This window comes from Riemerella anatipestifer, assembly GCF_009932355.1.
Taxonomy (GTDB): Bacteria; Bacteroidota; Bacteroidia; order Flavobacteriales; family Weeksellaceae; genus Riemerella; species Riemerella anatipestifer_E.
The window spans coordinates 63,143-78,866 of the sequence record NZ_LEKU01000020.1 but is presented as its reverse complement, the minus strand read 5'-3'; the positions used below and the strand labels follow the sequence as shown (position 1 = coordinate 78,866).

Genomic DNA, 15,724 nt, shown 5'->3' with positions numbered 1-15,724 from the left:
CTAAACACCCCCTCATAATGCACCTCTTATTCTTAGGTTTATTACTACTAAGTATTTAATCTCTTCTAATCAATCCACTCCTATTCTCTCTTATCGAGGGTGCAAAAATATAAATTCTTTGCCATTAACTCCAAATGTTTTATATCCTTTTTTTATCCATAATATATAATCGATTGATATACAAAATGAAAAAATTTCCAATAGAATCTAGATGTATATAATCCACCTTATAATAATATATGACAATTTTTAGATTATAATCTAAGACTAAGTATAGTTTGCCAATGATTCTTTCAATTGGCTTTTAATAATATCTACAAAAGATTTTGGTTGTAGTACTTTTACTCTTTTACCATATGATAAAATTTCTTGCCAAAAATCGTAGGTAGGAACTAGAAATACACTGATGATGGTTTCTGTATCCGTTTCCTTCTCCACTTTTTGAGAATGATGTATAGGTAGTCTTTTAACATAACTACCCTGTTGCTTATCAAAAGAAAGGATTATTTTCTCGGGAGGTATTCCGTTAGGCAACACAATACCGAAGGAGTCTTTATAAAGGTTTTCTATGTCTATAATTTCAGGAACAAATGAGGAGGAAGATACTTCTAAATCGCTTATCCTATCTAAGCCATACGCTGTAATTTCTTTGGAAGTTTTACCATCGTCATAGGCTTGACCTAAGACATACCAACGGTATCTAAATTCTTTAAGAGCGTAAGGTTTTATTTTTTTCAGTTTGGGAATTTCATCATTATTCCATAAGCTATAATGTTTAAAGCTAATGATTTTATGTTTGTTAATTGCATTTAGTAAATCTTCAAGATTTTCGGTAATACCTCTAGGTGAACGATTTTCGAAGAGCAAAATATCTGCATTCTTTTTTGAGGAGCGGTACGCATTTAACAATAACAACGATTCAAAATATTCTTCTGGTTCTTCATCAGAAATAATATAGACTTTTTTATTTTTATCATAGCTAATATTTATTCCTGATAATTTTTCAATTAGTTTTTTATCTCTGAGGAAAGTACGATTGGTAAAACTTAAATCTAAATCTTCATTTATAAAGCGTTTGGATAAGTATTCAAAAATCTCTTGGTAAGACGCTCCTCTATCTTTTCGTCTTTTCAAAAATTCTTCTATATACTTTAGCCTAAATATTTGCTCAATTACCATAATAATTGTTTTTTACAAAAATACACTTTTAACACGACAAAATATGTCAGTATTAAAACATTTGGTCAATGGGTAGTTCGCAGTAGTTTTTTCGTCCGCAATTTTTACAGTGTAATCCCGTCCATACATCATCAAACTGTTGCATGGCATTTTGTACAAGTTCGGTTTCATTGGTAAGAATTCCTGCTTCAAAATTTCTATTCTGTTCGGATTTCATTCCCAATCCTGCTCCTGTAAGATTGGCAGAGCCGATATAAACTTCATTACAATCAAAAACCAATATTTTAAAATGAACTCTAGGGCAAGTGGCTTTTTCTAGATGTTCTATAAGTAGTGGGTATTTATCAAAATCGTTTTTGAAATTTCGTCCAGGCTCTTTTGCGAATAATAGCCTAACCTCAACATTTCTTTGTACCAACTTAGATAATCCTGCCAAAAAGGGTTGTGTGCCTTTAATGCCTTCCTTTATATAAAGGTCTTTTATGTCTGCTGTGCCTATCCAGAGGGAACGCCGAACATTTAAAGCTTTTTCTATAACTTGGTAATAGTGGTCTTCGTTTTTAATATAGGTTATCATAATTTATACATTGTTCTATTACTCAAGGTTTTCTATGAGGACATTCCATACAGGAGTGTCGTTTTCTGTGTGGATATTGTATTGTCCATTGCAAAAATCTGGGCGTACCCATTTAGCGATAAAATCCACTTCGTCCTTTCTTTCCATTCTATATACCATACCTTCTGGCAGTTCTACGCTTTCTATCGTGGGTGTTTTTTGGTTCAGTATCGGAATTAAAAGTTCAGTAGAAATGGCGTCGCCTTTATGGAGTAGTCTTGGACTGTTCAGTTCGTAGTGGTTCAGTTTTTCTAATAGATTGTTTTGTGTCCAACGCTTATTTTCGGGGCTAAAATAGTCAAAAAAAACGATAGGTTCGGTATTTATTTTATAGCGTATGCCATGGGCTTGTGTGAGCCATTCGCCCACGACTCTTTCGCCCTCTTGGAGCATAGATTCAAAGGTTGCTTTTCGTCTTTCTACCCATAAGGCAAACAGTTGATGTTGTTTAAACCTACTGTCTTTTGCCAGTCTTCCAGAGCGTGTTAGTGCCAGTATTTGGTTATTCCATTTAATGATTCCCACATTAGAGCCATCGTATTTCTCGTGTACAAATACGGTATCCCAAGCATCTCTTTTCTTTTCGGTTAAAAGTCGTACCTGCCCAGCACCTATATGGTGGTCGCCTGTTCCGAGTTTAGAATTAGGGAAATGCCCTATGGAACCGTAGTTTTTGATGTTAAAAGTTTTCATATATTGTATTTTGATACAAAGAAAAGGATTAAAGCAGACGGAATATGTCGTAGTGAAATATTTAATTTAACGGTCAGATTTTGTCACCACCATTATTTACCTTTGCTAAAAATTATATTATGAAAAACGAAATAAAGTTTCAGCCATTTGTTGGCAAGTCTTATCATAAAAACCCGTTTAAAATTTTAGTTTTAGGAGAAAGCCACTATTTTGGCGATGAAGATTTAAAAGCGTTTATTGAAGGGAATACTTCTAAAATCGGTGGTGTAACCCAAGAGGTGGTGCTGCGATTTATAGCCTATAAAAACGGTAATGGCTCGTTTGAAACTTGGATGAATACTTTTACTAGATTTTCTAACCTGTTATCTAGAAAGAAGCTTGATGATTTGGAGACTGTGGAAGTGTGGCAAAATTTGGCGTTTTATAATTTCGTGCAGTTCCCTATGGGCGGTCCTCGTGAAGCTCCAACCACAGAAGAGTTTATAAAAAGTGAGGCTGCTTTTAAAGAGATATTAAAGAAACTACAACCTCATCTGATTATATTCTGGGGACACCGCTTATGGAATAATTTCCCTAAAAAGGCTTACTATAAAAAAGGGAATCTCCACTTATTATCTTATGAGTGCGATTACCCCATTTTTGTAGTGCCACACCCAAGTAGCCAACCTAAAAATACTAATGAAAAGTATGAGGAACTAAAGGCGTATATGAAAATGTTATAAGTTTTACATCAGTCTATATTTTATACTCAAAACACTTCCGTAGTTACACTAATAGGTTCTTATAATTAGTATCTCTTATATTCGTTTTTTTAATAACTCTCACTTAATTATTAGTATTTTTCTATTTAATAACCTTTGGGTAGTATTTACTTACCCAAAGGTTAATATTATTGTTTATTTTTCTAAGAACTGAATAACTTAACTATTAGTGTTCCTAATAAAACAATAAGTAATATCATAATGACACCCAAAATAATGGCTATCCATTTAAACAACTTAACGATATTAGCTAGATGAGTATTATAACCTCGCAAGTAGGATTCTATAAGATTAAGACCTCCAGCTAAGACTACTAAAACATCATCCACCCAACCAACCACAGGAACATCTGGAATAGCATCTATTGGGCTAATAACATATAACATAGATAACACCAATAGCCCCCACTGAGGAATATGATAATTAGGCTTGGTTAGATTGGCAGGTAATTGCGTATTGGATATGTTTTGCTTTTTCATTTTAAACATTTTTTAGCATTTAAAGCAATATCTGCTATTTTGTTGTATGAATCTATTTAGTTCCTCCTCATTTACTTTTTCTTGTTAAAAATTTCAATTATTTTTAACAATGCTAGCGCCGTCGCTAATCCTCCTCCTGCTGCTCCTCCTAATGTTTTTGCACCATCTTTAATGTTAGTCCAAAGAGACCTTTTACAGGCTTTACATTTAGTTTCTGTATACGAAATTCGTTTACCACATTTGCTGCATTCATTCATAGCTAATAAATTAGGTTATCATTATTAATTTTAGTATCTAAAAACTCTATTTTAGAAGAAATATTATTTATAATTTCGGGATATGTATTGATCCAAAAATTAATGTCAATTCGTTTATTATTTGAAATACTCTTTCCCATATTCTCATGAAGATTATTACGAACCGCCTCATCAATGTTTTTATTTAGAATAGAAACACACATATTCATAGAATTTAAGGCAGCTGAGTTTTCATTTGCAGTTAAAAATAACATCGCTTCAATATACGAAGATTTTATATAAATAGAAAGATTCTTTTGTAAATCTATCATTTCCTTATCGACTTTGTCCTGATTTGAAGACCAAAATCCGTATTCCGCATTATTAATATATTCAATATTTCTCTTCATTGAATACAATATTTGCATTTTGCCATCAGAAATAGTTTTAATAGCATTACTAATACAGTCTTTTTTAAATGAATAATTTTTTATTTTCAATGATAAAAGTAATTGATATAAAGCACTTTCACATAATGCAACTCTATCATCTTTTTGACCTTGTAAAATTTTATCAACAGTTTCTTGTATATCTTTAAGTTTTGACATTACTTGTGCTAATTGCATTTGTAACGCTATATTTGCTAAAGAGGATATAGTTTCTGGAGAAAAATTTTCACTTTTTAAAGTTATATGCTCTGAAAAACGTCCATTAATATCTCTTAAAATAGCTGATATATTACCTTTTTCAGTATATTTAAAAAATAACTCCCCATTATCTATTAGTTCTTTGGTTTTACTCGAAATATCTGCATATAAACGACCATTATCTTTTAATTTATTTATAAAATCTATAAATGCGGGGATTTTTAATGACTCTTCATATAACTTATTTAATAATACTTTTTTTCTATTAGAGTTTTCAACATTAAAATGCGACATATCAAAATTTAATATGTCTCCATAAAAAGATTGTTCTAATAATTGAAAATCCTTGTTATCTATAATTAGCGAGTTATTTTTATCCATTTGTGTTACTTTTTTATTAAACTTCTATAATTTCACAATTTCCAAAAACTCTTTAGGTATAGTTCCATTTAGAGTGTTTTTACCATACTTTGCATTCAGTGCATTTCTGATATCTTCCTGCATCGGGATTTGGCTATTATTTTGGAAGAGCAACTCTATCCACATACCCGAGGCTACTGTCCCGTACTTTTTCTTTACTGTAACACGCCATAATACTGCCATAATCTTATTTTTTTTATTGGTTTTTGCTGAAAACAAAAAGGACACAGCACTTGCTTTTGTCCATATTATTCGGTTGGGTTCTGGTAAACCTGAGATGAAAATAGGAAAAAACAGCCTGCGTCCCTATAAAAGGGAGCAATCACGCCTTTACCCATTATACCTCATCTTTTGTTTAAATGTACCAGATTTAACCGAATGAAATAATGGTAAGCACCTTATGCTCTATATGTTGTTTTAATTATTATCTTTTCATAATTACCTTATGTTTATACAAAGATAATATTTATTTTAAAACAGACCTATATACGCAGGCTAAAACCCTATATATCTGTAATATTACTACTTTATATCGTCAAAATATGTCGTTCTTGTTTTTTATTTTGAGTACACATCCTTTTTTAATTGTTCAAAAAAAAGCCCGATGACCATCGCACCGAGCTTAAAGAATTTCTCTATTTATGAATTTAAAATTTTACTTTCTTGTAATTTTAATATATACATAATAGGCTAGTACCAAGCCTATGGTATCTGCTAAAAGGTCTAGCCACTCAGCAGAACGCCCAAGTGCCATAACTTGCTGAAAAATTTCGGTAAGAATAGCGTAAGCAACAAGGATAAAATAGTAGGTATATACACTAGCCTTGGGATACGCCCAACGAAATAGAAAACCTAACACGAAAAACATACTAAAATGAACTACTTTATCTATCCCTTGAAATAGGAACCAATAGTCTTTATGCTCTCCCACAGGTTTGAGAAGGACATAAGTAAGTAATGCCCAATAAATGGGCATTACTATTTTTATAATATGGTGGTATTTTTTAACCAATGACTTCTTGATATTGTTCAGAAGATAATAGTTCTGATTGGTCAACGCCTTCTGCAATTTCTAGTTTTATAATCCAACCTTTTCCGTAAGGGTCTGTGTTTACCAATTCTGGCTCATCTTCCAACGCTTCGTTGAACTCCACTACTTTTCCTGCTAATGGTAAGTAAAGGTCTGAAACAGTTTTAACTGCTTCTACGCTCCCGAAGACCTCACCTGAATTTAAGGTTTCATCTACAGTATCTACATCTACGAAAACAATATCTCCTAGCTCAGACTGTGCAAAATCTGTAATGCCGACTGTAGCTATATTACCTTCAACTTTTACCCATTCGTGGTCTTTAGTGTACTTTAGTTCTGCTGGTGTATTCATTTTGTATATTTTATTTTTCTTCAAAAATAACTTAATTATATTATATGTTCAAAATTTTATAGAGTTTTTCAAACAAAGTATTTTAATCCTATGATTTAAAGAACTTTATTATTTATTATCTTTCTCTAATACCACACTAGCCCCTTGAACTTCGCCTCTCATAGGTGGTGATTTTTTGGTAATTTTAACCTTAATATGTGTAATCTGAGGATATTTAGTCAGAATAGTTTTAATAATGCGTCCTGCCACATGCTCTAACAATTTAGAACTAACACTCATCTCCTGATGTACTATATCATTAAGCTCCGCATAGCTGATGGTATCTTCTAAATTATCCGTTTGAGCTGCATTCCATAAATCCACATCACACTCTAGATTAACTAGATAATAAGTACCTACAACATTCTCTTCTGGTAGAACCCCATGATAGGCATAGATTTTAATATCCTCTAAAATGATTTTTGACACCATAAAATATTTTTATTTTTGATAATTTGCCAAAAGAGAATCGTCTTCTAATTCAACGATTGGATATTCATACTTAAGACTAAGGTAAACTTCTCTTAGAGTATCATAAAAATCTTCTTCCAAAGTACCTTTACTCACTTCCTTAGGAATCCAAAAAGTAGTGTTTGGGAATAGCCCTTTAAGAACCCCTGCTTGGAACATCGTCCCTGCAAATAGAACTTTTGTCCATTTCCCTTCTTCTATTTTTTTTGCTATTTCTAAAAGATTGCCCGAAGCGTCTGATACTTTTTCTAAAAATACCGCTCCGTACAAGTTATGTGCTAATATTGGGATTTGTTTCTCTTGCTTCAGTTTCAATATTTCTTCTTCTAGGCGGTCGTCTGCTGGCATCTGAAACTCTTGGTATTTCAAAAAATCTGGAACTGGCAGATTAGTTTCGGTGTTTTTTTTATTTTCTTCCATTAGTTTAAAAATTGATGAATCACTTGTTCTACTTCCTTCTGAGCCACGGATAAATCATCGTTAATGATAATTTTGTCAAATTTATCTTGATAAGAAAGTTCCGCCGCCGCTTTATCTATCCTAATTTTAATGGTCTCCTCATCATCTGTTCCTCTAGAAATAAGTCTGTTTTTTAATTCCTCAATACTTGGCGGTGCAATAAATATAGAAAGAGCTTTCTCCCCAAAAATCTTTTTAAGATTGACACCTCCCACTACATCTACATCAAAAATAACGGTGTTGCCTGACTTCCAAATACGCTCTACCTCCGATTTTAATGTGCCATAAAATTTATCCGTATAGACTTCTTCGTACTCTACAAAAGCCTCTTCTGAAATCAACTGTTTAAACTTTTCTAAACTTAAAAAATGATAATCTTTACCATCTTGCTCTGCACCTCTTGGCTGTCTTGTAGTGGCTGATATAGAAAACTCCAAATTGGAAAATTTCTCTAAACAATACTTTACCAGTGTGGTTTTACCACTACCCGATGGTGCTGAAAATATAATAACTTTATCCAATGTCTTACCTTTTATTATTGTTTACAATACATTAAGCGTTTGCTCTTTAATTTTTTCCAAGTCGTCTTTCATCAATACTACCAATTTCTGAATTTCTGCGTGGTTAGCTTTGGAGCCTAATGTATTGATTTCTCGCCCTATTTCTTGAGCTATAAAACCTAATTTTTTACCATTAAACTCATCTTGAAGCATTGTATCTTGGTAGTATTTAAGATGCTGAGCCAACCTTACTTTTTCTTCCGAAACATCTAACTTTTCGGTATAATAAGCCATCTCTTGATAGAATCTGGTTTCATCTACATTCTCAAAATCTTGCAACGCTTTCTGATATTTTTCTTTAATACTAACCAATCGTTCTGCCTCAAATGGTGTTACCTTTTCTAAACTCAAACCTATATTGGTAATGTTTTTTTGTAATTCTTCTTGCAAAGACAGTCCTTCGGTTTTTCTAAATTCTGTAAAGTTATTGATGGCTTCTAATAATAATTTTTCTATAAAACTCCATTCCTCGTCTGACATTTCCTCGGCGTTGTAAGTCGTAGCATCAGGCAACCTCATCGCCATTTTTAGAAGTTCAAAATCTGGTGTATCTTCTGAAACGACCTCTTTAAATTGAGCAATATAATTTTGAATTATCTCTTTATTTAGTACCAATTGACTCTCTTTAACCAAATTTTCTACATTGATACAACAGTCAACCTTCCCTCTTAAAACCATTTCTGAGATTATTTTTTTTATCAGAAATTCTTTTTCTCTATATATTGAGGGCATTCTGAGATTGATGTCTAAACCTTTACTATTAACAGATTTAATATCTATACTTATTTTTTTATTCTCAAAAGTACCTTCGGCTCTCCCAAAGCCTGTCATAGATAATACCATATACTTATAAAAGATGAATTGAAAAATTTTAATACTTACTTACCTTTATATTGAGGCTTCCTTTTTTCTAAAAAAGCTGCTATTCCCTCTTGAAAATCCCAAGTTTCTGCGGCATCTTGCTGGAGAATACTCTCCAAATCTAACTGCTCCGATAGACTATTCTGATAAGATTTGTTAAAGGCTTTTTTTGTAAGCCCTAATGCCACAGTAGGCTGATGAGTAATATGTTCTAGGACTTGTAAAGATTGTTCCGAAAAAGTAGCGTCTGAAAAAACATCAGCAACCAAACCTCTTTCTAAGGATTCTTCAGCTGATAATTTCTTCCCTGTAAATGCCAAATAACTCGCTAAGGAACGCCCTAGCAATTTAGGCAAATAGTATGTTCCTGCTGTGTCAGGCACTAGTCCTATGTTAGAAAAAGCTAAGGAAAAATACGCTGATTCTGATGCTACTGCAAAATCACAGATGAGAGCTAACATTGCTCCTGCACCAACCGCAGGACCATTAACCAATGCAATTACTGGTTTTTTAGCATAGACGATAGCCTTAACTAACGGATTATAATAATCTATCACAATCCTTTGGATAAAGCGTTCCTCATTGGCTTCTGCTTTATAATCTAAAGCCTCCTTTAAATTCTGTCCAGAGCAAAATGCTTTACCCTTACCACTAATTGCAATACAGCGTACACTAGAATCTGCATCACAAGCTTTTATAAAGTGCAATAACTCTTCTAAAACAACCTTATTAAGACTATTAAACGATTCTGGCTGATTGATATATGCGATTTGAAGTTTCCCTTCAAAATGATTATCTACATCTATTAATTTATACATAAAGTAAATTTATTATTATTCCCAAAGATAAAAAAACTTCCACATATGAAAAAAGCTCATATACAGAAGTTTTATCAGTTAAGATTTTTAAAAAAATTTGTAATCAACCCTATCGTTGTAATTTTTCTCCGTAACTTAAATCCCCAGCATCTCCTAATCCTGGAGTAATGTAGCCTTTGTCCGTCAGTTTTTCATCTACTGCACCTACCCAAATATAAGCTTCTGGATACGCTTTTTGAAGAGTTTCTACTCCTTCTTTGCTCGCTATAGCGGCTACTATATGAATTTGTGAAGGATTCCCATTAGTAAGTAAATCTTTAATAGCTTCAATCAGCGAAGCTCCTGTGGCCAACATTGGGTCTGCCACAATAAGTGGTCGTCCCTCAATATTAGGACAAGTAAGATAATCTTGTTTTATACTAAAATAATCATTAGCATCGTGCTTTCTATACGCTGCTACAAAACCACAATCTGCTTTATCAAAATAATTTAGCACGCCTTGAAACAGAGGCACACCCGCTCTCAAAATAGTTGTAATAACAGGTTGAGTTTCTATTTCTCTTGAAGTAATTTTGTCTAGTGGCGTGGTAATCTCTATCTCTTTATAAGGTAAATGTTTACTAATTTCAAAAGCGGCTATTTCGCCTATTCTTTCCATATTTCTACGAAACTTCATTCTGTCCGTTTGTACGGAAACATTTCTTAAATCGTTAATCCATTCTGTAACTAGTGAAAACTCTTCTGATAATATTGTAAACATCTTATTTCTTACTTTTATTCTGATACAAATTTCGGTATTTTTTAACAATAGACCTAGTAAGTTTCTCTATTTTTTTATTCAATAAATAAAAAGCGAGAAGATAATGAATATCCTCTCGCTCTTTGTCATGTAGATTTAAAATTCTATTGTTGATCTTTTAAAGCCGCTTTTACTTTAGAAGTAGGCAAGTAAATCTGGAATCCTATATTAAGACGTAAATCTCCGTTACCTGATGTATTACCTCCTCCCGCTACGGCATCAAACTTCAACAACCCATCTAGGCTTACATTTTTAGTAATAAAATAAGAGTAACCTGCACCTACACCTAAATTAACTCCATTAGTTGTACTTCCAGCACTATTATTTTTTCCTCCAAAACCTACAGTACCTTCTGCGAAAAATCTACCATTTTTAAGTAAACTTTCAATCTCATTACTTCCAAAATAATATCTTGTAAATCCTCCTAATGTCCAATTCGTAGTTGTACTACTATTACCACCAGCACTAGCGACATCTAACCCAACTTGTGCACCTACAGCCCAATTATCTTTAACAAAATAACCCACTTGAGGTGTCAAATTCAAATTTACTCCATTAGTAAATCTCATATTAGCTACCTGACCACCTACCATCCAGTTTCCTTCTTGAATCTGTGCGTTAGCCGTACCAAACAATCCTGCTGCAAATACCACAGCTCCTAAAAATAATTTTTTCATAAATATAGTTTAAAATTAATTTATTATGCTAAGAACAATAATTATACCAAACTGATACTTATGATAAGACTTCTTGTAATTCTAGCCACCTCATCTCTATTCTCTCTAACTCTTTGGCGTTTTTTTCTAACAGTTCTGATAGACTAGCTACTTTCTCATAATCTGTTTCTCCATTGAGCTTTGCGAGTATAACCTCTCTTTCTTCTTCTAGCTTTGGTAATTGTTTTTCTATTTCTTCTAATTCTCTCTGTTCTTTAAAAGAGAGCTTTTTCTTAGGTAAAGGCTCTTTTCTTTCTAGTTGAGAAATTTCTACTTTTTCTTTATTATTTTGTTTTAACTCTAAATCTTTAGCGGCTCTATATTCTGTAAAGTTGCCTGTAAAATCTCTTACTTTACCATCTCCTTCAAATGCCAAAATATGGTCTACCACTCTATCCATAAAATATCTATCGTGAGACACTATGGCTAATGTACCTTGAAAGTTTTGTAAAAAGTTTTCCAAAACGCTTAAGGTAGGTAAATCCAAATCATTGGTAGGTTCATCAAAAATTAAAAAGTTAGGGTTTTGATACAACACATACATTAAATGTAACCTTCTCTTCTCTCCTCCAGAAAGTTTAGAAATGGGTGAGTATTGTGCTTGGTCATCAAATAAAAATAATCGTAAAAATTGCGACGCAGAAATAGTTCTACCATTAGCTAATGGAAAGTTTTCAGATATTTCTTTGATGAAATCAATTACTCTTTCATCTTCCTTATAGATCAGTCCTTTTTGAGAAAAATAACCAAATTTTATGGTTTCTCCTGTTTCTATCTCTCCACTATCATAGTTTTCTAACCCTTGGATAATATTAAGTAATGTGGATTTACCCGCTCCATTTTGCCCTACAATCCCCACCTTTTCACCTCGCTGAAACTGATAAGAAAAATCCTTTAATATCACTTTATCATCATACTTTTTGTAGATATTTCTAAGCTCAAGAATCTTTTTACCCAAGCGTTCCATTTTAAAATCTAGCTCCAAACTGTCTTTTCTAGTATCCGTCTTAGCGACCTTTTCTGTTTCGTAGAAAGCCTCTATTCTACTTTTAGATTTTGTAGTTCGTGCTTTGGGCTGCCTTCTCATCCATTCCAATTCTTTGCCGTAAAGATTATTGGCTTTATCTATAGTAGATTGTAGATTTTCTTCCCTAATCATTTTATTTTCTAAATAAGTGGCATAACTCCCCTGATGAATGTATAGTTGCTGGTCTTCCATCTCCCAAATTACATCACAAACACTATCTAAAAAGTATCTATCGTGTGTTACTAGCAAAAGAGTAATCCTCGCTTTGGAAAGGTAATTTTCTAACCACTCCACCATATCCACATCTAAATGGTTGGTAGGCTCGTCCATAATTAAAAGTGTATGTTTGTGCTCAGCCCTAGTTTCTGTAAGCAATTTTGCCAATGCAACTCTTTTCACTTGCCCTCCTGACAGTGTTCCCATTTTGGCATTAAGGTCTGTAATTTTGAGTTGAAAGAGAATTTGTTTCATTTCATTTTCTAAATCCCACGCTTTATGAATTTCCATATCTGCAAGAGCCTTCTCAATAAACGCTGTATCTGTAGATTGTAAAGACAGATGGTAATTTCTAACAGCATTTATAGGATCTGAATCTAGCTTCATCATAAATTCTTCCACAGTATCCTCCGCATCGAAAGTAATTTCTTGGTCAAAAAGCACCACTTGTATGTCTTTATTTACCAATACTGAACCACTATCAGGAATTTCTTTTCCCAAAATAATTTTTAGAAGGGTAGATTTCCCACTTCCATTTTTGGCAACAATGGCAATTTTATCTCCTTCATTGATGTTAAAAGAAATATCTTGAAATAGAGTTTTAATTCCATAAGATTTGGTAAGATTTTCAGCAGTGATGTAATTCATTTCTCTAGAAAATTGAAATTGAGTACAAAGATAGCATAAAAAAACCGTTTCAGTTGGGCATTTCCCTTCTAAAACGGTTCTAAAAATAGTATGGAATATTCTACTAAAAGCTATACTTAATGGTAGTTCCTCCAAAGAAATAAGCTCTTGCAGGTCCTGGATTAACATCGGTAGTTACCCCAACAGGATAGCCATTACCTAAATCAGTGTCGCCTATTGCATCCCCTACAAATAGAAAGGCATAATTGACTCTATTCGTTAAATTATTCCCTGCCACATAAGCGTCTAAACTCCACTTACCAAACTCCTTTTTGTAGCCTATCTTGGCATTGTATTGATGAAAACCTTTTACATTTATTTCGTTGGCAAAATCAGTATAAACATCACTTAAATAATTGAATGTATTTCTAACATAAAGTCCAAAACGCGTATCAAAATCTAACCCTAAGGAGTATTTTACCGAAGGTACACCTACCACCTTTTTACCTGAATAATCTTCACCTAACATACTAAAGGACTGATATTTAAAATCATATTTAGAAAGATTAAAATACGGTAACACTTTATTTATAAAATTATTAGATGTATAAGAATAGCCTAGACTCAACTCTAGTCCCCTATTGAACTGATTTCCTGTATTCCCCCAATAAGAGTACACATCTCCAGCACCATCGCTAGCCCAAAGCTGTGTTAGCTTATCTTGAACTCTGATGTCAAATAAGGATATTTGATAATCAAATTTCGTTTTTCCTAGCAATCCGTGTACTGAAAAATCCCACATTTTAGCACGCTCTGCTTTGAGTAAATCATTAGTTTTCCCTGTAGCAGAAACAAATGCTGTAGAAGCCGTAGGTGCATTATAACCTTCACTATAACTTAAATTAAATAATTGATTTTTCCATTTTTTTTGTAATGCTATATGAGGTGTAAGCACCATAGAAAAATCTTTTTTGAAAGAGGTATCTTGATTATATCCATCTAACAACCCAGGATAAGCCAACAAGTCTGTTCTATCATAACCTTGCTTGTTGCCACTCACACCCAAAAGAAGAGATAAGTCTAAAGGTTGATAAGTTAATCTATTGGTAAGAAACACCGAGAAATTATAATTATCATACTTAAAATAAGTACCTCTTTTAGATAATGGTCGAGTCTGTAAATCTGGTTTATCCAAACTGCCATCAAAACGATAATTAGAGATTAAAGCTCTAGAAACAAGATATTCTCCACCTGCTTCCATTTCATTTTTAAAATCTTCAGAAATAGGATAACTCCATTTTAGCTCAGACCTCACACCATAGCTTGGTTGTTGAGAGTTTTCTGCCGCTCCTGCAGCCGTTCGCTTAGTATCTAAATGATGATAAAATAATGAGATATTATAGGTAACATTAGGATTGATTTTCCATTGATGACCTATAATAGTTCTGGTTGCGATGAAATGATTTGCTGCATTTTTTCTTGCATAAGCTGCATTGCCAGGGTCTTTACCATCATAATAGTCTTGAAGAGAAATTTGTCCTGTAACGCCTTCATAGGAATTGTTATGACTCGCATACACCATTAAACTATGGGCTTGTGCCAGTTTAAAGTTTCCCATAAAAGCATAGTTATTTTTCCTAGTATTACCTCTAGGACGATAACCATCACTTCCTATATGCCCATAGTTAAACATAATATTTGCGTTATCCGTTACAGTTTCTACCTTGGTATTAGACTGAAACAAACCAAATGAGCCAAAAGCCAAAGACTCTGATAAATGAGTCCCTTTTTTAGTTTCTGGACGCATATAGAACCTCACGGCTCCACCTGTACCTCCACCATAAAGTGTAGAGGCAGGCCCCTTAACGACCTCAATATTATTGATAAGAGAAAAATCTATATCTTCTAAAATAGTAACGCCATCAGCATTGGTAATTGGTGCCGAATTGAGGTAGAACTTCACTCCCCAATTATTGAATTTCTGGTCGTTACCATAACCTCTCAGAACAATTCTTTGCCCACCGAATTGGGTTCTTTTTTCTACCTGAACACCAGCCATTGTTCCTAGTGATTGCTCTATAAAGTGAGGATTATTCCTTTCCACCTCATAAGCGGATATAATTTCCGTAGATTGGGCTTGTTTAAAAAACTCTTTCCTCTCTTGCTTTACTTTTTGCCTTGCACTTATGACGACACTGTCTACAACCTTTTCTTTTTCTACATTCTGTGCAATAGCTTTTGTTACTAATAAAAAAGTGATAAAAGTGGTTAATTTATTCATATTTCTATTTTTCATACAATCAAAAAAGTCTTACCTTTTTAAGAGTAAGACTTTAATTATTTTAAAGGTAAAGACTTATTACGCTTGAGGCGTATTGTTACCACCTAATACAAAAGGCTCAACCTCTTTAATTTCTCCAAACTGTTGCTCGTAGTTAGCAATATTTTGCTGTAAAGCATTTAGAACTCTTTTAGCATGTAATGGTGCTAAAATTACCCTAGATCTTACTTTAGCTTGTTGAACACCTGGCATTAACTGAATGAAATCTAAAACAAACTCAGATGGAGAGTGGTTTACCAAAGCTAAGTTAGCATATACACCAGCTGCTACCATTTCGTTAAGTTCAATGTTAATGTTGTTTGGATCTTGGTTTTGATTGTTGTCCATAAAATTATTATTTAGTTATTATTTAGTTTGAAAGGTATAAAGATAATAAA

At 33.2% G+C, this 15,724-nt stretch carries 20 protein-coding genes; 1 reads left to right on the top strand and 19 read right to left on the bottom strand.

Annotated elements, in window-relative coordinates; genetic code table 11:
* Positions 1-267: 267 nt before the first annotated feature.
* From GXW81_RS07820 to GXW81_RS07810, 3 genes are read right to left on the bottom strand one after another with little or no spacing between them, the layout of a single operon-like run.
* Positions 268-1,179 (bottom strand): WYL domain-containing protein, encoded by a 912-nt coding sequence (locus GXW81_RS07820; RefSeq protein ID WP_154137880.1) that lies wholly within the window; start codon positions 1,177-1,179, stop codon positions 268-270.
* Positions 1,180-1,231: 52 nt separating this feature from the next.
* A complete protein-coding gene (locus tag GXW81_RS07815) occupies positions 1,232-1,756 on the bottom strand; it encodes a phospholipase D-like domain-containing protein (RefSeq protein ID WP_161531865.1) in 525 nt (174 codons plus the stop codon).
* A gap of 18 nt (positions 1,757-1,774) precedes the next feature.
* A complete protein-coding gene (locus GXW81_RS07810; RefSeq protein ID WP_154137878.1) occupies positions 1,775-2,488 on the bottom strand; it encodes an RNA ligase family protein in 714 nt (237 codons plus the stop codon).
* A gap of 119 nt (positions 2,489-2,607) precedes the next feature.
* On the opposite strand from GXW81_RS07810, the gene GXW81_RS07805 reads away from it, so the two are divergent.
* Positions 2,608-3,210: a uracil-DNA glycosylase family protein gene (locus GXW81_RS07805; RefSeq protein WP_161531864.1), complete on the top strand. Its 603-nt coding sequence runs from the start codon at positions 2,608-2,610 to the stop codon at positions 3,208-3,210.
* Between the two features lie 182 nt (positions 3,211-3,392).
* On the opposite strand, the gene GXW81_RS07800 is transcribed toward GXW81_RS07805, so the two are convergent.
* From GXW81_RS07800 to GXW81_RS07725, 16 genes are all read right to left on the bottom strand, one after another.
* Positions 3,393-3,728, bottom strand: a complete 336-nt coding sequence (locus GXW81_RS07800) for a YkvA family protein (RefSeq protein ID WP_260393576.1) — start codon at positions 3,726-3,728, stop codon at positions 3,393-3,395.
* A gap of 71 nt (positions 3,729-3,799) precedes the next feature.
* Positions 3,800-3,985 carry a hypothetical protein gene (locus GXW81_RS07795; RefSeq protein ID WP_161531862.1) on the bottom strand — a complete coding sequence of 62 codons (186 nt, stop codon included), beginning with the start codon at positions 3,983-3,985 and terminating at the stop codon, positions 3,800-3,802.
* Between the two features lie 2 nt (positions 3,986-3,987).
* Positions 3,988-4,992, bottom strand: a complete 1,005-nt coding sequence (locus tag GXW81_RS07790; RefSeq protein ID WP_161531861.1) for a hypothetical protein — start codon at positions 4,990-4,992, stop codon at positions 3,988-3,990.
* A 24-nt stretch (positions 4,993-5,016) separates the two neighbouring features.
* Entirely contained in the window at positions 5,017-5,214 is a 198-nt protein-coding gene (locus tag GXW81_RS07785) for a hypothetical protein (RefSeq protein ID WP_004916839.1), read from the bottom strand.
* A gap of 472 nt (positions 5,215-5,686) precedes the next feature.
* Complete coding sequence (locus GXW81_RS07780) at positions 5,687-6,007, bottom strand: VanZ family protein (RefSeq protein ID WP_161531860.1); 321 nt, start codon at positions 6,005-6,007, stop codon at positions 5,687-5,689.
* Between the two features lie 28 nt (positions 6,008-6,035).
* Entirely contained in the window at positions 6,036-6,413 is a 378-nt protein-coding gene (gene gcvH / locus GXW81_RS07775; RefSeq protein ID WP_161531859.1) for a glycine cleavage system protein GcvH, read from the bottom strand.
* Between the two features lie 108 nt (positions 6,414-6,521).
* Entirely contained in the window at positions 6,522-6,884 is a 363-nt protein-coding gene (gene folB, locus GXW81_RS07770) for a dihydroneopterin aldolase (RefSeq protein ID WP_154137871.1), read from the bottom strand.
* A gap of 9 nt (positions 6,885-6,893) precedes the next feature.
* Positions 6,894-7,343 carry a quinolinate synthase NadA gene (gene nadA / locus GXW81_RS07765; protein ID WP_161531858.1) on the bottom strand — a complete coding sequence of 150 codons (450 nt, stop codon included), beginning with the start codon at positions 7,341-7,343 and terminating at the stop codon, positions 6,894-6,896.
* On the bottom strand, positions 7,343-7,903 hold the full coding sequence (gmk, locus tag GXW81_RS07760; protein ID WP_161531857.1) for a guanylate kinase: 561 nt from the start codon (positions 7,901-7,903) through the stop codon (positions 7,343-7,345). The genes nadA and gmk overlap by 1 nt, the downstream gene beginning before the upstream one ends.
* A gap of 21 nt (positions 7,904-7,924) precedes the next feature.
* Complete coding sequence (locus tag GXW81_RS07755) at positions 7,925-8,773, bottom strand: YicC/YloC family endoribonuclease (RefSeq protein WP_161531856.1); 849 nt, start codon at positions 8,771-8,773, stop codon at positions 7,925-7,927.
* 47 nt (positions 8,774-8,820) lie between these two features.
* Entirely contained in the window at positions 8,821-9,621 is an 801-nt protein-coding gene (locus GXW81_RS07750; RefSeq protein ID WP_161531855.1) for an enoyl-CoA hydratase/isomerase family protein, read from the bottom strand.
* Between the two features lie 109 nt (positions 9,622-9,730).
* Positions 9,731-10,381, bottom strand: a complete 651-nt coding sequence (gene upp, locus GXW81_RS07745) for a uracil phosphoribosyltransferase (protein WP_161531854.1) — start codon at positions 10,379-10,381, stop codon at positions 9,731-9,733.
* 143 nt (positions 10,382-10,524) lie between these two features.
* Complete coding sequence (locus GXW81_RS07740) at positions 10,525-11,097, bottom strand: hypothetical protein (protein WP_161531853.1); 573 nt, start codon at positions 11,095-11,097, stop codon at positions 10,525-10,527.
* 58 nt (positions 11,098-11,155) lie between these two features.
* Positions 11,156-13,027: an ABC-F family ATP-binding cassette domain-containing protein gene (locus GXW81_RS07735; RefSeq protein WP_161531866.1), complete on the bottom strand. Its 1,872-nt coding sequence runs from the start codon at positions 13,025-13,027 to the stop codon at positions 11,156-11,158.
* A 103-nt stretch (positions 13,028-13,130) separates the two neighbouring features.
* A complete protein-coding gene (locus tag GXW81_RS07730) occupies positions 13,131-15,302 on the bottom strand; it encodes a TonB-dependent receptor (protein ID WP_161531852.1) in 2,172 nt (723 codons plus the stop codon).
* 63 nt (positions 15,303-15,365) lie between these two features.
* Positions 15,366-15,674 (bottom strand): DUF3467 domain-containing protein, encoded by a 309-nt coding sequence (locus GXW81_RS07725; RefSeq protein ID WP_004916801.1) that lies wholly within the window; start codon positions 15,672-15,674, stop codon positions 15,366-15,368.
* Between the last annotated feature and the right edge of the window lie 50 nt (positions 15,675-15,724).